We start from the raw sequence: 19,175 nt of genomic DNA, 5'->3' as shown, positions 1-19,175 counted from the left end.
AGAGAAGAGTTTGAAGTGGTTGTGTTAGCGGAAGATTTGCCGGATGAAGGGTTAACTAAAGGCATGATAGGTGCCATCGTATTCATACATGAAAAACCACATCTGGCTTACATGGTTGAATTTGTTGATGATGAAGGCCGCACTGTTGCAATGCCTTCTCTTTTACCTGAGCAAATAACAGATTATATTCCGCCAGAATGATCTGATTTATCATACGCTCGTTACGTACACTGCTAAAAAACACTCAGGGCGATTTCCCGCCCTGAACTGCAAAAGCATATGCATTCCCCCGTAAATACCCCGACGCGTCTGGTTAATTTATGATGTCATGAATGACTATTCACCCGGATATATGACTACCGTTTGTAAAATGACTACGATGATTTTTCCATAGCAAGCAGAGGGACTTATGCAACCCTATAAACAACCGTGAGTGGATACCTCAGCGGTGGCTTATGGATGCAACCCTACGCATCTTTTCATTACACCATCACACTCACCTGCGCCGCAACAATGCGCCACCCGTAAGCAAACCGCACCCACGTCTGCTGCTGGCGGCCAATGCGTTCCGTCCCCTCGCGGGTAAATTCGGTGCTGCACACCGCGTAATCTTCTCCGAAGGTGGTGATCACGGTATTGCGCAACGTCCGCTGCAGCCCGGCGGAGGGGCGCGCCGCCCGAAAGGCGCGGATTTCATCAATGCCGTAAAGGTTTTCCCCCGCGCCCAGTCGCACCGTGTTTTTGTCGTGCCAGAACAACTCATCCAGCACCGCAATGTTGTTGCTCACCAGCGCATCTTCATAGCGATAAAACGCGGCCGTGACGTCCGCCACCACCCAGGGAAGGTTAATGTCGTCGTGATTCATCATTGTGCCATCTCCGCAGGACGGGCATCGGTTATCCCGCTCGCTTCCAGGACCCGCGCCACGCGCAGGCAGGCTTGTTCATTAAACGGCGCTGCGATGAGCTGCAGACCAATCGGTTTCCCCTGGGCGGTGCGTAGCGGAACGGTGGTGACGGGCAAACCCAGAAATGAGATCGGCTGTGTCAGCATCCCCATGCTGGCGCGCACCGGCAGTGGCTCGCCGTTAATCTCCATGGTCTGCTCGCCAATCGTCGTGGCGCTGCGCGGCGTTGCCGGGGCGATCAGCACGTCGGCCTGCTCAAACAGCGCTTTACAGGCCTGTCGGGCGTGGGCGCGAAAACGCTGGGCCTGAATATACCAGGCGGAAGGGATCATCGCCCCAGCCAGCAGGCGTTCGCGGGAGTGTGGTTCAAAACGCTCGGGTTCACGGCGAAGTGACGGCAGGTACTGGTTCCCCCCTTCGGAGGCGCTGATGATAAACGCGGCAGAGCGGGACAGCGCGGCTTCAGGGAACTGCAACTCCTCCTGGACGTCGAGAGCACGTGCCGCGCGCGCGACGGCTTCCCGGGCGTCGTCGTTACACCACGTGCTGAAATAGCCCCCGAGGACGGCACAGCGCAAACCATCCAGACCGCGATCGAGCAAAGGCCGCGTCTGCTCGCGGGAGGACTCTGCCTGAAAAGGGTCGCTGGTGTCTCGCCCCTGTAGCGCATCGTACACGGACGCCAGATCGCACACCCGGCGGGCAAACGGCCCGATATGATCGAGACTGGCGACAAACGGGTGGCTGCCGGAGCGTGACAGGCGGCCAAAGGTCGGTTTTAAGCCGTAAATTCCGCACAGGGACGCCGGGACGCGAATCGACCCGTTGGTGTCGGTACCCAGTGAAAAATGGACCAGCCCGGCGGCGACGGCGGCGGCAGAGCCACCGGAGGAGCCGCCTGCAATGCGCGTCAGATCGTGCGGATTACGCGTGGCGCCGTAGTGGCTGTTTTCCGTGGTAAAGCCGTAGGCATAGGCATCCATATTGACCATCCCGGACAACAGTCCTCCTGCGCTGCGTAGCTGGCGAACCGCAAAGCTGTCTGCGCTGGCAGCGGAACGCTGGCTGAACAGCTCGGCTCCGGCGAGGGTGGTGTGCCCGGCCACATCAAACAGGTTTTTTACCGCGTAAGGCACGCCCGCCAGCGGCGGCAGGGGGCGCTTTTCCCGGCGCAGGGTGTCGATATTTTCTGCCTCGGCCAGCATCCGCGCTTCGGTAACCGCCGTCCAGGCGTTGATCTGCGGGTTGATGCGCGCAATATCTTCCAGCGTCTGACGGGCGATCTCGCGGGCGCTTAACTCGCCTGCACTCAGCGCCTGCTGGATCGCGCTGATACTCATCTTGTGTAGCCTCATGCTTTGTATACTCCTGCGATCTCCAGACGGTCATCAAGCGGCAGCGCCATCAGCGGGGCGGCCATGGCGGCAATGCGGCTAAACTGCTGCTGAAGCTCCGCGCGGCGGGCGTCATCCAGCTCAACGCCCAGCACGGCCTCCATCTGCGCCAGGTAGGCATGCCAGTCAGGTTGTTGTGTTGTCATGGTTTTCTCCTCAGTATCCGGCGGCGCCGCCGTTGCTGCGCGGGTCGAACGCGCCTTCAAACAGCCCGTTCGGGTGGCGGACAATCGCGCCCGCGTGGCCCATGGCTTCGCTAAAGTCCGGGAAGATCTCCACCTCGTGACCCAGCGCCTGCAGGCGTGCGATCGTTTCAGGGGAAAACCGGCCTTCCACCTTTAAGGTGTCTGAGCTTTGTCCCCAGGTGCGCCCCAGCAGCCAGCGCGCACGGGAGATGCTCTCCTGCAGCGGCAGACCCTGCACCACATAGCGGGTAAAGAGCGTGGCCTGAGTTTGCGGCTGGCCGTCACCGCCCATGGAGCCGTAGACCATCACCCGTCCGTCGTTCAGACGCGCCGCGGCCGGGTTCAGGGTATGGAACGGCTGTTTGCCCGGCGCGAGAGCCAGAAGATGTGCGGGATCGAGGCTGAACGACGCCCCCCGGTTCTGCCAGACGATACCCGTATCCGGGAGCACTACGCCGCTGCCGAACTCGTGATAAATGCTCTGGATAAACGACACGGCCAGGCCGCTGTTATCCATCACCCCCATCCACACCGTATCGCCAGGGCCTTTGCCGGTGCCCCACGGCGCGGCATGGTTATCGTCAACCCGGTCGGCGAGCGCCTGAAGCGCCGCAGGATCCAGCAGGCTCTGGATATCGGTTTTCAGCTCGCGCGGGTCGGTGATGTGGGCATCGCGCAGGCCAAAGGCCAGTTTGGTGGCTTCCACAATGCGGTGCACTGTCCCGGCGTCGTCGGCATCGGCCATCGCCAGACGGTCGGCGATGCCGAGGATCGCCAGCGAGACCAGCCCCTGCGTCGGTGGGGCGAGGTTCCAGACCTCACCCTGCTGATGCGCTAATTTCAGCGGCGTGGTGCGCCGGGCGACATGCGCGTTCAAATCCGCCAGCGTAATGGGCAGGCCGAGCGTCTCCATCCCACGGGCCAGACGCGCCGCCAGCGGACCACGATAAAAACTCTCCAGACCCTCTTCGGCAAGTTGCGTCAGCGTGGAGGCCAGCGCCGGTTGATAAAACCGGCTGCCGACCTCCGGTGGTTTGCCGTCTACCAGCCAGGTTTCTGCAAAGCCGGGCAGGTCTTTCAGTTCGTCGAATTTACTGGCGGTGGCAGTGGCCTGCGAGGCCGTGACCGGCGTGCCATTGCGGGCATAGTCAATGGCATCTGCCAGCAGGCGCGTCAGCGGCAGGGCGTTGCCCGTCAGCGCATGTGAGACTTTAAGCGCCTCCGCCCAGCCACTGACGGTACCCGCCACGGTCAGCGCCGCACGGGGGCCGCGGTGGGGGATGTGCGCCAGATCGCCATAGGCGGCAAGCGTCGCCAGCGATCCCGCCGCGCCGCTGGCATCGATGGCAATCGGTTCGCCGCCGGGGGGCACGATAAGCCAGAAGCCATCGCCGCCCAGGCCATTCATATGGGGATAGACCACGGCAATGGTGGCCGCTGCCGCGACCATCGCTTCAATCGCGCTACCGCCATCGCGCAGCACAGACAGCGCGCTCTGGCTGGCAAGATGATGGGGGGCAACCGCCATTCCGTGAACGGAGACATTACTTTGCATGAACAGTCCTCATAACCCTGAAAGTCACAAGGCGCTGCAAAAGCTGTTCCAGGTATGAAAGAAAAGTTTCATGTCATCCCGGCTGATAAGCTGGCATGCTTAATGAATAGAGAGCAAGAGATGAAACAAACGTTACAGAGGCGTTATGGAACAGCTTGATGAACGACTGAAAGCACAATACGCGTCACTGTCGCCGCAGGAGCAGCGGGTGGCGGATTTTATTTTCGATCACTTCGACGACCTGATCAGCTACAACAGCGCCGAGCTGGCACAGCTGAGCGGGGTGTCGAAAGCCACGGTGAGCCGCCTGTTTAAGCGTCTGGGCTATGAGAAGTATAAGGACATGCGCGATGAGCTGCGTACCCTGCGCCAGAGCGGTATGCCGCTGACGGACAACCGCGACGCGGTGCAGGGCAATACGCTGCTGGCGCGTCACTATAAGCAGGAGATGGCTAACCTGACCCAGTGGGTGAATGCCCTGGATGCCCGGCAGTTTGCCGACGCGATGGCGTGCATGGTTAAGGCGAAGCGCATCGTCATTATAGGGATGCGTAACGCCTATCCCGCGGCGCTGCACCTGCGTCAGCAGCTGTTGCAGGCGCGCGGGCAGGTGCTGGTGTTGCCGCAGCCCGGGCAGAGCCTGAGCGAAGAGCTGGTGGATCTCACCCCCGACGATCTGGTGGTCATGATGGCCTTTCGCCGCCGCCCGCGCATCATCCGCCCGCTGCTGCAGCAGCTTCAGAGCAGTGGTATTCCGGTGCTGCTGATGTGCGAGCCGCAGGCGCACAGCCTGTTTCCGCTGGCGAGCTGGCAGCTTTGCGCTCCGCTGGACAGCGTCTCAGCCTATGACAGCTACGCCTCGGTCAATAGCCTGATTAACCTGCTGGCAAACGCCTTCCTGCATGAAATCCTCGATAAAGGCCGTCCGCGCATTCATGAGATCGCCACCCTGTATCAGCACCTGGACGAGCTCGAACAACGATAATGGGGCATCGGTGTGGTGCTTTGCATTGAAATGGTGCAGTGAGGCGGGGCGAAAAAGAGACAGCTTTTCCGCCCCGCCTTTGTTTTATCAGGCATTACAACAAAATCCCGCGTTTCGCTTTATCTGGCACATTAGTTGCAAAATCCAATTCAAAGAATCTTTTGTTTCATATTAACGTTACGGGGAAGCACCATGAAAAAATTGTTGATTGCACTGGCCGGGGCCGTCTGTCTGCTCACTAACCTGTCGGCAAAGGCGGACCAGCTTCAAAATATTGAAAAACGCGGCACCATTCGCATTGCCGTGCCGCAGGATTTCCCGCCGTTTGGCTCGGTCGGAACCGATCTGCAGCCGCAGGGCTATGACATCGATATGGCGCGTTATCTGGCCAAACAGATGAAGGTCAAGCTGCAACTGGTTCCGGTGACCAGCGCCAACCGCGTGCCGTATCTGCAAACCGACAAAGTTGACCTTGTCATTTCAAGCCTCGGTAAGAATGCGGAACGTGAAAAGGTGATCGATTTCAGCCGCGCCTATGCGCCGTTCTTCCTCGGGGTGTTTGGCCCGAAAGGCGCAGAGCTGAAAGATGCCGCCGCCCTGAGCGGTAAAACCATCGGCGTGACGCGTGGCGCGGTCGAGGACATGGTGCTGACCAGCCTGGCGCCGAAAGACGCAGACGTAAAACGCTATGAGGACAACAACACCACGCTGTCGGCGTATCTGTCCGGACAGGTGCAGTATGTGGCCACCGGCAACCTCGTGGTGGCGGCCATCTCGCGCCAGAACGCGGAGAAAGCTCCGGTGCCGAGCTTTATGCTGAAAGATTCACCGTGCTTTATCGGGCTGAAGAAAAATGAACCAGCGCTGAAGGCGAAAGTGGATGCGCTGATTGAACAGGGTATTAAAGACGGCACCCTGAACGGCTTCTCTGAGCAGTGGCTCAAGGCGCCGCTGCCGGCAAGCCTTGGCGTGTAAGGCAATGACAGATCAACTCCATTTCTCTGAGCTCTGGCCGCACTGGCCGGCGCTGCTGGCCGGGCTGTGGGTCACCATCCAGTTGACGGTGATGGCGACCCTGGGCGGTCTGACGATTGGTATTTTCGGGGCGGCTATTCGCAGCGGGCGGGCGACGTGGTTTAGCCGGATCTGGGGCGGTTACGTGGAGATTATCCGTAACACGCCGTTTGTGGTGCAGCTGTTTTTTATCGTCTTTGGCCTGCCCAATATGGGGCTGAAGATGACGGCGGGTGAGGCGGCACTGCTGGCGATGGTGATCAATCTGGGCGCGTACAGCACGGAGATTGTCCGGGCGGGCATTCAGGTGACACCCAAAGGGCAGTGGGAGGCCGGACGCGTGCTGGGGCTGACCCGCACCCAGACCTTCATTCGCGTGGTGTTACCGCCTGCGCTACAGCGTATTTATCCGGCGCTGGTGAGCCAGTGCATTATCGTGATGCTCGGCTCGTCGGTGGTGTCGCAGGTCTCGTATGAAGAGCTGACCTTTGCCGCCAACCTGATCCAGTCCAGAACGTTTCTGAGCTTTGAGGTTTATCTGGTGGCAACCGGGATTTACTTAGCGCTGTCGATTACCCTGCGTCAGCTGATGATGGCGGCAGGACGCAAATGGCTGGGGGTACAGGCATGATGACCACCTTTACCGACTGGGACATTATTCGCAACCTGCTGCTGGCCGGGCGCTGGACGATACTGCTGTCGCTGGTGGCGTTTGTCGGCGGCGCGGTGGTGACCCTGCCGCTGCTGCTGCTGCGTCTCACTGGCGGGCGAATGATCATGCGCCTGATCCGCGGCTATATCGAACTGTTTCAGGGTACACCGCTGCTGATGCAGCTATTTCTGGCGTTCTTCGGCGTGGCGCTGTTCGGCATCGATGTCTCGCCATGGACCGCCGCATCGCTGGCCCTCACGTTCTACACCAGCGCGTTTTTGCTTGATATCTGGTTTGGCAGCATTCGCGCGCTGCCCAAAGGGCAGTGGGAAGCGTCGCGCTGTCTGGGGCTGACCTTTGGCCAGACGCTTTATCGGGTGGTCGCGCCGCAGGCGTTGCGGATTGCGATTGCGCCGACGGTCGGTTTTGCCGTCCAGGTGATTAAGGGCACGGCGCTGGCGTCAATCATCGGCTTTATCGAGCTGACCAAAGCCGGGACGATGCTCACCAATGTCACTTATCAACCGTTTAAGGTCTTTGCGCTGGTGGCGCTGGGCTACTTCATTCTGTGTTATCCGCTGTCGCGTTACAGCCGTTATCTGGAGACTAAATTCAATGCCTCTCATCACCATTAATCAGGTGCAGAAGTACTACGGCGATAACCATGTCCTGAAGGGGGTCGATCTCGATATCGACATGGGTCAGGTGATTTCGATTATCGGGCGCAGCGGATCCGGCAAAAGCACCCTGCTGCGCTGCATCAACGGTCTGGAAGGGTATCAGGACGGCAGCATCAAGCTTGGCGGCATGACCATTACCGACCGGGATTCCCAGGCGCGTGAAATCAGCCGCTCGGTCGGGATGGTGTTCCAGAACTTTAACCTGTTCCCGCACATGACGGCTCTGGAAAACGTGATGCTCGCCCCGCGTCGGGTGCTGAAGAAAAGCGCCGCCGAATGCCGGGCGCTGGCGCAGCAGATGCTGGAGAAAGTCGGCCTCGGCGATCGTCTGGATTACTACCCGTCGAGTCTCTCCGGCGGCCAGCAGCAGCGCGTGGCAATTGCCCGTGCGCTGGCGATGTCGCCAAAAGTCTTACTTTGTGACGAGATCACCTCCGCGCTCGACCCGGAACTGGTGGGCGAAGTGCTTAAGGTGCTGGAGCAGCTGGCAGCAGAAGGGATGACCCTGATTCTCGTGACCCATGAAATGAATTTTGCCCGCGAAGTGGGCGACCGCGTGGTGTTTATGCACCAGGGGAAAGTCTGGGAGCAGGGCGACAGCAAAACGCTTTTCGCCAACCCGCAGACCACCGAACTGAAGCAGTTCATCTCCTCCGTGCGCGGCCTCAACTGATAAGGACTTAACAATGGATATCGCTCAATTTCCGCAACTTAATCCGCCGCCGCGTCTGCTGATGGGGCCGGGGCCGATCAATGCCGATCCGCGCGTACTGCGCGCCATGTCGAGCCAGCTGATTGGTCAGTACGACCCGGCGATGACCCACTACATGAACGAAGTAATGGCGCTCTACCGCGGGGTGTTCCGCACCGAAAACCGCTGGACGATGCTGGTGGACGGCACCTCGCGCGCGGGCATTGAGGCGATTCTGGTGTCGGCCATTCGCCCGGGCGATAAAGTGCTGGTGCCGGTGTTTGGCCGCTTCGGCCATCTGCTGTGCGAAATCGCCCGCCGCTGCCGGGCGGAAGTGCATACCATCGAGGTGCCGTGGGGCGAGGTGTTTACCCCGGATCAGGTGGAGGATGCCATCAAACGTATTCGTCCCCGTCTGCTGCTGACCGTGCAGGGGGACACCTCCACCACCATGCTGCAGCCGCTGGCCGAGCTCGGCGCGATTTGCCGCCGTTATGACGTGCTGTTTTACACCGACGCCACCGCGTCGCTGGGGGGGAACGCGCTGGAAACCGATGCCTGGGGGCTGGATGCCGTCTCCGCTGGCATGCAGAAATGCCTTGGCGGTCCGTCCGGCACGTCACCGATCACCCTGAGCCCACGCATGGAAGAGGCGATCCGCCGCCGCAAATGCGTCGAGGAGGGGATCCGCACCGACGCCCATCGCGACGGCGACGAGGAGATGATCTACTCCAACTATTTTGATCTCGGCATGGTGATGGATTACTGGGGGCCGGAGCGGCTGAACCATCACACTGAAGCCACCACCGCGCTGTTTGGCGCCCGCGAATGCGCGCGGCTGATCCTGCAGGAGGGGCTGGACAACGGCATCGCCCGGCACAAGCTGCACGGCGATGCGCTGCTGAAAGGCATTCAGGCGATGGGGCTGGAGACCTTTGGCGATCTGAAGCACAAGATGAACAACGTGCTGGGCGTGGTGATCCCGCAGGGCGTTAACGGCGATCAGGTGCGTAAGCTGATGCTGGAAGATTTCGGCATCGAAATTGGCACCTCGTTTGGCCCGCTGCACGGCAAGGTATGGCGCATTGGCACCATGGGTTATAACGCCCGTAAAGACTGCGTAATGACCACCCTGAGCGCGCTGGAGTCGGTGCTGAACTACCTGAAATTCACCACCCCCCAGGGGGCGGCGATGCAGGCCGCGTGGGATCATTATCGCCGCGAGACGTCACAATGAGCCCGGCGGCAGAGCGGGTGATGGCCCGTGCCGATGCGCTGGCCGCCATCAGCGAAACCCCGGACGGCCTGACGCGGGTTTATCTTTCCACGCAGCATCTGCAGGCCAACCAGCTGGTCGGGCAGTGGATGAGCCAGGCGGGCATGACCGTCTGGCAGGACAGCGTCGGGAATATTTGCGGGCGCTATGAGGCGCAGCTGGAGGGCGCACCGGCGATACTGCTTGGCTCGCATCTGGATACTGTGCGCAATGCCGGGCGCTACGACGGCATGCTTGGCGTGCTCACCGCCATTGAAGTGGTGGACAGTCTGCATCAGCAGGGCGTGCGCCTGGCGCAGGCCATCGAGATTGTTGGCTTCTGCGACGAAGAGGGAACCCGCTTCGGCATCACGCTGTTAGGCAGTCGCGGCCTGACTGGCACCTGGCCGGAGAATTGGCTTGATACCTGTGATGCCAGTGGCGTAAGCGTGGCGCAGGCGATGGTGCAGGCGGGGCTGGATCCCGCACGGGTAGCACTTGCCGCGCGGCATCAGGACGATTTCAGCGCCTGTCTGGAGCTGCATATTGAACAGGGGCCGTGCCTGGAGCAGGAGGGGCTGGCGCTGGGGGTGGTGGAAGCCATTAACGGTGCGCGGCGTCTGAACTGTCTCTTTACCGGCGAAGCCGGGCATGCCGGTACCGTGCCGATGGCTCACCGTAAAGATGCCCTGGCCGCGGCTGCCGAATGGATGGTGCAGGTTGAAAACACCACCCGACAGCGCGGCGGCAATCTGGTTGCCACGGTGGGGGCGTTACGCTGCCTGCCCGGCGCGGTCAATGTGATTCCCGGCGAGGTGGCGCTCTCGCTGGATATTCGCGGCCCGCAGGATGCCCCGCTGGACGCACTGCTCACTGAACTGCTCATTCAGGCGGAAGAGATCGCAGCCCGGCGTGGGCTCCGTTTCAACGCCGAGGAGTTTTACCGGATCGCCGCCACGCCCTGCGATGCCAGACTGCAATCGCTGTTAGGGGAAGCCGTGACATCGGTTCAGGGCCGTACGCTATCGCTGCCGAGCGGTGCCGGGCACGACACCATTGCGCTGGCAGAACGCTGGCCGGTGGGGATGTTGTTTGTGCGCTGCAAGGGGGGCATCAGCCACCATCCGGCGGAGTCGGTGATGGCTGAGGATGTCGCGCTGGCGATTGAGGCGTTTGGGCGGGCGGTGAGAGCGCTGGCTGACGGTGGCGCGCGTTAAGCCACCGAACGCACCGCATCTTCGATATCAGCGCTCACCCGTACATCCTGGTCATCAAAAACCATGCAGTGATGGTCGTCAAACGCCACGTCTATCTTCTGCCAGGGCGCGAACTTCACGTCGCCCGGCAGCAAGATCTTCACGTTGTCATGGCCATAGCATTGCCCAAACAGGTAAGTATTGTTTCCCAGTCGCTCCACCACTTCACAGTTAAATTCCAGCCGCGTGCCGCGGTGAAGGTCGGTGGTTAAATGTTCCGGGCGGATGCCCAGCGTGACCTGACTTCCCGGCTGCAGCGGTGTGGTGGTTATCGCGAGCGTGAGCGACTTCTGTTGCGATAGCCTGACGGTAAGCTTACCTGGCTGCCAGGCTTCAACGGTCGCCGACAGAAAGTTCATCTTCGGAGAACCGATAAACCCGGCGACAAACTTATTTGCCGGTTTGTAATAGAGATCCATCGGGGCGCCCATCTGCTCAACCTTGCCATAGTTCATGACCACGATCTTGTCGGCCAGGGTCATCGCTTCGATCTGGTCGTGCGTGACATACACCATGGTGGTTTTCAGCTCCTGATGCAGGCGGGCAAGGTGCAGACGCATCTCGACGCGCAGTTCGGCGTCCAGGTTAGAGAGCGGTTCATCAAACATAAAGACGCGCGGGTTACGCACGATGGCGCGGCCTATTGCCACGCGCTGGCGCTGCCCGCCCGAAAGCTGTTTAGGTTTGCGGTCCAGCAGATGGGAGAGCTGCAGCGTTTTTGCCACCATCTCCACCTGGTGACGGATCTGTTCTTTTGGGACCTTATTCACTTTCAGCCCGTAGCCCATGTTTTCGGCGACCGTCATGTGCGGATAGAGCGCGTAGGACTGAAACACCATGGCCACGCCGCGGTGGGAAGGCGCGACGTCATTCATGACCTCATTACCGATTAAGACTTCACCTTCGCTAATCTCCTCCAGACCGGCAATCATGCGCAGCATGGTCGATTTACCGCAGCCGGAAGGGCCAACAAAGACGGCGAATTCCCCGTCTTCAATTTCAAGATTCACGTTGTGCAAGGTGACGGTGTCGCCAAAGCGCTTGGTGACATTCCTTAACTGTATGTTTGACATCAGTGTTCCCCGAGTAAACCGCTGTCTATGTTTTACGTATAACAATCAGGTTCAACATAGCTGGACGGTGCAATTTGTCTGTATTGACTATAACTTCCAGTATTCATGCGCCCTATACAGATTTTCCATTAATGTTATGACGATCACACAACTTACAGTTTTTTGTAGAGTTATCATGATGTGAAGGGTAGCGTATACCAAACCAAAGATATTTGACGTCATACGTGCAGCATCTGATTTTGATGAATTTTAGATGAGGCAGATAAGGCGTTAAATGTCATAACAACCATAAAATTGTTATACCTTCACATGAGGTTTGTAATGAAAAAGAACCTACTTGCCGCTCTGATCCTCTCTACGCTCTCGGTGCAGGTACATGCCACCACGCAGCTTAACGTCTGGGAAGACATCAAGAAGTCATCCGGTATAAAAGAGGCGGTGGCTGACTTTGAAAAACAGTACGACGTTAAGGTCAACGTCCAGGAAACCCCTTACGCCCAACAGCTGGAAAAACTGCGTCTGGATGGCCCGGCGGGCATTGGCCCGGACGTGCTGGTGATCCCTAACGATCAGCTGGGCGGCGCCGTAGTGCAAGGGTTGCTGACCCCCCTGAATCTGGAGGCTAAGCAGACCGAACAGTACACCCCGGCCTCAATTAATGCCTTCAAAATGGATAATGCCCTCTACGGCGTACCGAAAGCGGTCGAGACGCTGGTGCTGATCTACAACAAAGACCTCATCGACAAGCCCCTCAATTCGCTGCAGGACTGGTATGACTTTTCGAAACAGCAGCGCGCGAAAAACCAGTACGGCCTGCTCGCCAAGTTCGACCAGATTTACTACAGCTGGGGGGCAATTTCCCCGATGGGCGGCTACATCTTCGGTCATAACGACAAGGGCGGCTATAACGCCAGCGACGTTGGCCTGAACAAGCCGGGCGCGGTAGAGGCCGTGACGTACCTTAAAAAATTCTACGCCGACGGGATCTTCCCGGCCGGGATAGTCGGTGACAACGGTCTGAACGCCATTGACTCCCTGTTCACCGAGAAGAAAGCGGCAGCCGTGATCAATGGGCCGTGGGCATTCCAGCCGTATGAAGCAGCAGGGATCAACTACGGCGTTGCGCCGCTGCCAACGCTGCCCGACGGCAAGCCTATGAGTTCTTTCCTTGGCGTGAAAGGCTACGTTGTCTCCACGTGGAGCAAAGACAAAGCCCTGGCGCAGAAATTTATCGAATTCATCAACCAGCCGCAGTATGTGAAAACGCGCTACATCGCCACGCGTGAAATCCCGCCGCTTACCGCGATGATCGACGATCCGATTATCAAAAACGACGAAAAAGCGAGTGCCGTCGCGGTACAGTCGGCGCGCGCAACTGCCATGCCGGGCATCCCTGAAATGGGTGAAGTCTGGGGGCCAGCCAACGCCGCGCTGGAGTTGAGCCTGACCGGCAAACAGGATCCTAAAGCCGCGCTGGATAGCGCAGAAAAACAGGTCCAGATGCAAATCGAAGCCATGCAGGCCAGCAACCAGTAATTTTCTGCCGTCGCAAAACGGGAGGACTCTCTCCCGTTTTTTTGAAAGGAGTTGTCTGTGAGTATCATCCCGGAAAATTTTGCCAGACCGCACGGGGCCGGGCGCCATGCCTGGACCGGCCTGCTGCTAGCGTTCATCCCCGGCTTCGGCCAGTTCTACCATCGTCAGTGGCTGAAAGGGATCATCTTCCTGGTACTGCTGGTGAGTTTTATCGGCGTATTTGCCGATTTTCTGCGCGAAGGGCTGTGGGGGCTGGTGACGCTGGGCGAGGAGGTGCCGCGGGACAACTCTATCTTCCTGCTGGCTGAGGGGATCATCAGCGTGCTGATCGCCGCGTTTGGCGTGATGGTCTGGTACCTGTCGATGCGTGATGCGTGGGTGAATGGCAGAAAACGCGATACGGGACTTGCGCTTAACAGCGTGCGCAAGCAGTACCAGATGCTGCTGAGCGACGGCTTCCCGTATCTGATGATCACGCCCGGCTTTATCCTGCTGGTGTTTGTAGTGGTTTTCCCGATCCTGTTCGGCTTTGCCATCGCCTTTACCAACTACAACCTCTATCACACGCCGCCGGCTAAGCTGGTGGACTGGGTTGGGTTTAAGAACTTCATCAATATCTTCACGCTCTCCATCTGGCGTTCGACCTTCTTCGACGTGCTGCAGTGGACGGTGGTCTGGACCCTGCTCGCTACCACGCTGCAATGTTCGGTAGGCGTGCTGCTGGCCATTCTGATAAACCAGAAAGATCTGCGCTTTAAACCGCTGATCCGCACCATCTTCATTCTGCCCTGGGCGGTGCCGGGCTTTGTCACCATCCTGGTGTTTGCCGGAATGTTTAACGACTCCTTTGGGGTGATCAACAACGCCATTCTGGCCTTCTTCGGCATCGCGCCAAAAGCCTGGATGACCGATCCGTTCTGGACCAAAACGGCGCTAATTATGATGCAGACCTGGCTCGGCTTCCCGTTTGTTTTCGCCATGACCACCGGCGTGCTGCAGGCCATTCCGGACGATCTGTACGAAGCGGCGACCATGGACGGTGCCAGTAGCGCGACTAAGTTGCGTACCATCACGCTGCCGCTGGTGCTTTACTCGATTGCGCCGATTCTGATCACTCAATACACCTTCAACTTCAATAATTTCAACATCATCTACCTGTTTAATAACGGCGGACCGGCGGTGGTAGGGTCGAATGCGGGTGGGACGGATATCCTGGTGTCGTGGATCTACAAACTGACGATGTCCTCTTCGCAATATGCGATTGCGGCGACCATCACTATCCTGCTGTCGATCTTTGTCGTCGGGCTGGCGCTGTGGCAGTTCCGCGCCACGAAATCGTTCAAAAATGACGACATGGCGTAAGGAACGGAACAATGGCTCAATCACAAAGTATTAAACGTGAGAAGTGGGTTCGCCTCTCGCTCTCCTGGCTGGTTATCGTGCTGGTCTCGATAATCATCATTTACCCGCTGGTGTGGACGGTCGGTGCGTCGTTTAACGCGGGTAATAGCCTGCTGAGCTCGTCGATTATTCCAGAGAACTTCTCGGTGCAGCACTATGCCGACCTGTTCAACGGCCAGGTGAACTACATGACCTGGTACTGGAACTCAATGAAAATCAGCTTTCTGACCATGGTACTGACCTTAATCAGCGTCAGCTTTACCGCCTACGCGTTTTCGCGCTTTCGCTTTAAGGGGCGCCAGAACGGTCTGATGCTGTTCCTGCTGCTGCAGATGATCCCCCAGTTCTCGGCGCTGATTGCCATCTTCGTGCTGTCGCAGTTGCTGGGCCTTATCAATAGTCATCTGGCGCTGGTGCTGATCTACGTGGGCGGCATGATCCCGATGAACACTTACCTGATGAAAGGCTACCTTGATGCCATCCCGAAAGATCTGGATGAATCCGCGCGTATGGACGGGGCCAGTAATTTCCGGATTTTCATCGAAATTATCATGCCGCTTTCGAAGCCGATTGTGGCGGTGGTGGCGCTGTTCTCCTTCACCGGGCCGCTGGGGGATTTCATCCTCTCCAGCACCATTTTGCGCACCCCGGACAAATACACCTTACCCATCGGGCTTTATAACCTGGTGGCACAAAAAATGGGGGCCAGCTACACCACCTACGCGGCAGGCGCGGTCCTGATTGCGGTGCCGGTGGCGATCCTCTACCTGGCGTTACAAAAATACTTCGTCTCCGGCCTGACCTCCGGGAGTACCAAAGGATAACCATGAAAAGACTCAAACCCGCTTTGCTCGCCGTTTGCCTCTCATGTGGCCTTGCCGCGAGTGCTTTTGCTGCCGACGCGGTGAAAACGCGTCCGTTTAACACCATGCCTGCAGATTTTATTAAGGGGGCGGATATTTCGACCCTACTGGAAGCCGAACAACACGGCGCGAAATTCTATAACCAGAACGGCCAGCAGCAGGATGCGATTGCGATCCTGAAGGCCAACGGCGTGAACTATGTACGCCTGCGCCTGTGGGTTGATCCACAGGATGCGAGCGGCAAGACCTATGGCGGTGGCAGTAACAACCTGGAAAACACGATTGCGCTGGCGAAGCGCGTGAAGGCGCTGGGCCTGAAGCTGCTGCTCGATTTCCACTACAGCGATTTCTGGACCGATCCGGGCAAACAGTTCAAGCCGAAAGCCTGGGAGAAGATGGACTACCCGCAGCTTAAAACGGCGATCCATGACTACACCCGCGACACCATCGCCCGCTTTAAGCAAGAGGGCGTACTGCCGGACATGGTGCAAATCGGTAACGAAATCAACGGCGGCATGCTGTGGCCGGAAGGCAAAAGCTGGGGGCAGGGCGGCGGCGAGTTTGACCGTCTGGCCGGACTGCTCAACGCCGCGATTGGCGGGCTAAAAGAGAATCTGACCGGCGGCGAGCAGGTGAAAATCATGCTGCACCTGGCCGAAGGGACTAAAAATGACACCTTCCGCTGGTGGTTTGACGAAATCGCGAAGCGCGGCGTGCCATTCGATATCATCGGCCTGTCAATGTACACCTACTGGAACGGCCCGATTAGCGCGCTGAAGGCCAATATGGATGACATCAGCAGGCGCTATAACAAAGACGTGATTGTGGTGGAAGCGGCATACGGCTATACGCTGGACAACTGCGATAACGCTGAGAACAGCTTCCAGGCGAAAGAAGAAAAAGACGGCGGCTATCCGGGTACCGTTCAGGGCCAGTACGATTATATTCACGATTTAATGCAGTCCGTTATTGATGTTCCGGACCACCGTGGCAAAGGCATTTTTTATTGGGAGCCGACCTGGATTGCCGTACCGGGCACCACGTGGGCGACCAAAGCCGGCATGAAATATATTCATGACGAATGGAAAGAGGGGAATGCCCGCGAGAATCAGGCGTTATTTGATTGCCAGGGAAAAGTGCTGCCATCAATAACGGTATTTAAATAATTTTTATCTTCATTCAGGACGTTTTTAATATGAATAAATTTGCGCCTTTAAGCCCAAAGGTCGCGGCGTTATTGCATGGCGCCGACTATAACCCGGAGCAATGGGAGAATTATCCCGGTATTATTGAAAAAGATATTGCCATGATGCAGCAGGCAAAATGTAATGTGATGTCGGTGGGCATATTTAGCTGGGCAAAGCTGGAGCCGCGTGAAGGGGAATATGATTTTGCGTGGCTGGATAATATTATTGAAAAACTGTATGCGGCAGGTATTCATATTTTCCTTGCTACGCCAAGCGGCGCGCGTCCGGCGTGGATGTCGCAAAAATACCCTGAGGTGCTGCGCGTCGGGCGCAACCGGGTGCCCGCGCTGCACGGAGGCCGACATAACCACTGCATGTCATCGCCAGTGTACCGTGAGAAGACATTCACCATTAACCGCCTGCTGGCGGAGCGTTATTCACACCATCCGGCGGTGCTGGGCTGGCATATCTCTAATGAATACGGCGGCGAATGTCACTGTCACCTGTGTCAGGCACGTTTTCGCGACTGGCTGAAGGCGCGCTATAAAACCCTGGACGTGCTGAACCACGCGTGGTGGAGCACCTTCTGGAGCCACACCTACACCGACTGGTCGCAGATAGAGTCCCCTGCGCCGCAGGGAGAAGTATCGATTCACGGCCTCAACCTCGACTGGCGTCGCTTCAATACCGCACAGGTGACCGATTTCTGCCGCCATGAAGTGGCCCCGCTAAAAGTAGCGAATGCGGAACTGCCGGTAACCACCAATTTTATGGAGTATTTCTACGACTACGACTACTGGCAGCTTGCGAAGGCGATCGACTTTATCTCCTGGGACAGCTATCCGATGTGGCACAAGGAGAAAGACGAAACGGCGCTCGCCTGCTACACCGCCATGTATCACGACATGATGCGTAGCCTGAAGGGCGGTAAGCCCTTCGTGCTGATGGAGTCGACGCCGAGCACCACCAACTGGCAGCCAACCAGCAAGCTGAAAAAGCCGGGGATGCATATTCTCTCGTCAATGCAGGCGGTGGCGCACGGAGCGGATTCGGTGCAGTACTTCCAGTGGCGTAAAAGCCGCGGGTCGGTGGAGAAATTCCACGGCGCGGTTATCGACCACGTGGGTCATCTGGATACCCGCGTCGGGCGTGAAGTGACGCGCCTGGGCGAGATGCTGGCACGCCTGCCGGAGGTCGCAGGTTGCCGTACCGAGGCCCGGGTGGCGATTGTCTTCGACCAGCAAAACCGCTGGGCGCTGGATGATGCCGAAGGTCCGCGCAATATGGGAATGGAGTACGAAAAAACCGTCAACGAGCACTATCGTCCGTTCTGGGAAAAAGGCATTGCGGTGGATGTCATTGACGCTGACGGCGATCTGAGCGACTACGCGCTGGTGGTGGCCCCCATGCTTTATATGGTACGCGAAGGGTTTGCCGAGCGGGCAGAAGCCTTTGTGGCTAATGGCGGGCATCTGGTGACGACCTACTGGACCGGCGTGGTGGATGAGACCGATCTCTGTCATCTGGGCGGTTTCCCTGGCCCGCTGCGCAAGCTTCTGGGCATCTGGGCGGAAGAGATCGAGTGCCTGGGCGAGGGGGAACGCAACCTGATTCAGGGGCTGGCAGGCAACGCGGCAGGTTTGCAGGGGCCGTATCAGGTGCGACATTTATGCGAGCTGATCCACGCTGAGTCCGCACAGGTGCTGGCGACCTACCGCGATGATTTCTACGCAGGTCGCCCTGCGGTAACGGTCAACCGCGTCGGTAAAGGCAAGGCGTGGCATGTCGCTTCACGTAACGATCTGCCGTTCCAGCGCGATTTCTTCGCCGGGATTATCAACGAGCTGGCACTACCGCGCGCCATCGAGTGTGAGCTCCCGCCGGGCGTGGTTGCCACGGCACGCACGGATGGCGAAACCACCTGGGTGTTTGTGCAGAACTACACGGCACAGCAGCAGTACATCACGCTGCCACAGGGGTATACCGACTGCATGACAGACGCCGCTGCTGCGGGCGATACCGCTCTGCTGCCCTGGGACTGTCGTGTGCTCAGGCGTAAAGCGTAATTGATTTTCTCCCTCTCCCTGTGGGAGAGGACTGGGGTGAGGGCATCAGACCGCACCGTCCGGGCAAAAAGGCACAGAACGCCTGCTCCACGAGCAGGCATTTTTTTATCTGCATATAATGAGGCGTATTATGGACAGTCAAATTACCCAGCGTTTAATTCCCGCGTTTGGCGGCGACGATAATATCGAACACGTCGAAGCCTGTATTACCCGCCTGCGCGTGACGGTAAAAGATTTAAATAAAGTTGACTCAGAGGCATTACAGAATGAAGGGGCGCTGGGGGTAATTATTATTGGCCAGCAGGTGCATGCCATATTTGGCAGGCAGTCTGATGCCTTACGTCAGTTATTAGATGAACATTTTAATCAATAAATAAAAAAAGGGATAGCCAAAATAATGGCTATCCCGAAACAGGCGAATAAACTGCCAGTTGTTGGAGATACAATAACGATTAACGCATTTTAGAAATAAAT

Annotated in this window: 19 protein-coding genes; 14 read left to right on the top strand and 5 right to left on the bottom strand. The window is 58.0% G+C overall.

Annotation, left to right across the window (positions count from 1 at the left end):
* Positions 1-201: DUF4926 domain-containing protein (locus tag M8370_RS15350; RefSeq protein ID WP_250021277.1), on the top strand; the 201-nt coding region annotated here is incomplete at its 5' end.
* 281 nt (positions 202-482) lie between these two features.
* On the opposite strand, the gene hpxZ is transcribed toward M8370_RS15350, so the two are convergent.
* The 4 genes from hpxZ to hpxW are packed head-to-tail and all read right to left on the bottom strand — an operon-like array spanning position 483 to position 4,042.
* Entirely contained in the window at positions 483-869 is a 387-nt protein-coding gene (gene hpxZ, locus M8370_RS15345) for an oxalurate catabolism protein HpxZ (protein ID WP_047024024.1), read from the bottom strand.
* A complete protein-coding gene (locus M8370_RS15340; RefSeq protein WP_161669713.1) occupies positions 866-2,263 on the bottom strand; it encodes an AtzE family amidohydrolase in 1,398 nt (465 codons plus the stop codon). Before M8370_RS15340 ends, hpxZ begins: the two co-directional genes overlap by 4 nt.
* Complete coding sequence (gene hpxX / locus M8370_RS15335; protein WP_045902785.1) at positions 2,260-2,448, bottom strand: oxalurate catabolism protein HpxX; 189 nt, start codon at positions 2,446-2,448, stop codon at positions 2,260-2,262. The genes M8370_RS15340 and hpxX overlap by 4 nt, the downstream gene beginning before the upstream one ends.
* 10 nt (positions 2,449-2,458) lie before the next feature.
* The gene (gene hpxW, locus M8370_RS15330; RefSeq protein WP_250021275.1) at positions 2,459-4,042 is read right to left on the bottom strand and encodes an oxamate amidohydrolase; all 1,584 of its coding nucleotides are present in this window, start codon (positions 4,040-4,042) and stop codon (positions 2,459-2,461) included.
* A 145-nt stretch (positions 4,043-4,187) separates the two neighbouring features.
* On the opposite strand from hpxW, the gene hpxU reads away from it, so the two are divergent.
* From hpxU to hpxK, 7 genes are all read left to right on the top strand, one after another.
* Positions 4,188-5,027, top strand: coding sequence for a MurR/RpiR family transcriptional regulator HpxU (gene hpxU, locus M8370_RS15325; RefSeq protein WP_013097225.1), 840 nt, complete (start codon positions 4,188-4,190; stop codon positions 5,025-5,027).
* 192 nt (positions 5,028-5,219) lie between these two features.
* Entirely contained in the window at positions 5,220-6,002 is a 783-nt protein-coding gene (locus M8370_RS15320) for a transporter substrate-binding domain-containing protein (RefSeq protein WP_047351981.1), read from the top strand.
* Positions 6,003-6,006: 4 nt separating this feature from the next.
* The gene (locus tag M8370_RS15315) at positions 6,007-6,672 is read left to right on the top strand and encodes an amino acid ABC transporter permease (RefSeq protein ID WP_250021273.1); all 666 of its coding nucleotides are present in this window, start codon (positions 6,007-6,009) and stop codon (positions 6,670-6,672) included.
* Positions 6,672-7,328 (top strand): amino acid ABC transporter permease, encoded by a 657-nt coding sequence (locus M8370_RS15310; RefSeq protein WP_020689664.1) that lies wholly within the window; start codon positions 6,672-6,674, stop codon positions 7,326-7,328. The genes M8370_RS15315 and M8370_RS15310 overlap by 1 nt, the downstream gene beginning before the upstream one ends.
* Positions 7,309-8,046: an amino acid ABC transporter ATP-binding protein gene (locus M8370_RS15305; RefSeq protein WP_013097221.1), complete on the top strand. Its 738-nt coding sequence runs from the start codon at positions 7,309-7,311 to the stop codon at positions 8,044-8,046. Before M8370_RS15310 ends, M8370_RS15305 begins: the two co-directional genes overlap by 20 nt.
* Before the next feature lie 13 nt (positions 8,047-8,059).
* Positions 8,060-9,301, top strand: a complete 1,242-nt coding sequence (locus M8370_RS15300) for a pyridoxal-phosphate-dependent aminotransferase family protein (protein ID WP_094084076.1) — start codon at positions 8,060-8,062, stop codon at positions 9,299-9,301.
* Positions 9,298-10,536 carry an allantoate amidohydrolase gene (hpxK, locus tag M8370_RS15295; protein ID WP_250021271.1) on the top strand — a complete coding sequence of 413 codons (1,239 nt, stop codon included), beginning with the start codon at positions 9,298-9,300 and terminating at the stop codon, positions 10,534-10,536. The genes M8370_RS15300 and hpxK overlap by 4 nt, the downstream gene beginning before the upstream one ends.
* Here the strand turns inward: hpxK and M8370_RS15290 are convergent.
* On the bottom strand, positions 10,533-11,648 hold the full coding sequence (locus M8370_RS15290; protein ID WP_013097218.1) for an ABC transporter ATP-binding protein: 1,116 nt from the start codon (positions 11,646-11,648) through the stop codon (positions 10,533-10,535). The genes hpxK and M8370_RS15290 overlap by 4 nt on opposite strands.
* 321 nt (positions 11,649-11,969) lie before the next feature.
* On the opposite strand from M8370_RS15290, the gene M8370_RS15285 reads away from it, so the two are divergent.
* The 6 genes from M8370_RS15285 (at position 11,970) to M8370_RS15260 (ending at position 19,074) form a co-directional block, all read left to right on the top strand.
* On the top strand, positions 11,970-13,184 hold the full coding sequence (locus tag M8370_RS15285) for an extracellular solute-binding protein (RefSeq protein WP_013097217.1): 1,215 nt from the start codon (positions 11,970-11,972) through the stop codon (positions 13,182-13,184).
* A gap of 57 nt (positions 13,185-13,241) precedes the next feature.
* Positions 13,242-14,546 carry a carbohydrate ABC transporter permease gene (locus tag M8370_RS15280; protein ID WP_013097216.1) on the top strand — a complete coding sequence of 435 codons (1,305 nt, stop codon included), beginning with the start codon at positions 13,242-13,244 and terminating at the stop codon, positions 14,544-14,546.
* An 11-nt stretch (positions 14,547-14,557) separates the two neighbouring features.
* Positions 14,558-15,409 (top strand): sugar ABC transporter permease, encoded by an 852-nt coding sequence (locus tag M8370_RS15275; RefSeq protein WP_013097215.1) that lies wholly within the window; start codon positions 14,558-14,560, stop codon positions 15,407-15,409.
* Positions 15,410-15,411: 2 nt separating this feature from the next.
* Positions 15,412-16,614 carry a glycoside hydrolase family 53 protein gene (locus tag M8370_RS15270; protein WP_250021269.1) on the top strand — a complete coding sequence of 401 codons (1,203 nt, stop codon included), beginning with the start codon at positions 15,412-15,414 and terminating at the stop codon, positions 16,612-16,614.
* A gap of 29 nt (positions 16,615-16,643) precedes the next feature.
* A complete protein-coding gene (locus M8370_RS15265) occupies positions 16,644-18,701 on the top strand; it encodes a beta-galactosidase (RefSeq protein WP_250021260.1) in 2,058 nt (685 codons plus the stop codon).
* A 130-nt stretch (positions 18,702-18,831) separates the two neighbouring features.
* Entirely contained in the window at positions 18,832-19,074 is a 243-nt protein-coding gene (locus tag M8370_RS15260) for a PTS sugar transporter subunit IIB (protein WP_013097212.1), read from the top strand.
* Positions 19,075-19,175 lie beyond the last annotated feature (101 nt).

Source organism: Enterobacter cloacae complex sp. OE43NF, assembly GCF_023544405.1.
GTDB lineage: Bacteria > Pseudomonadota > Gammaproteobacteria > Enterobacterales > Enterobacteriaceae > Enterobacter > Enterobacter cloacae.
The sequence above is the reverse complement of the archived record's forward strand: the minus strand, read 5'-3'. Positions and strand labels throughout refer to the sequence as shown.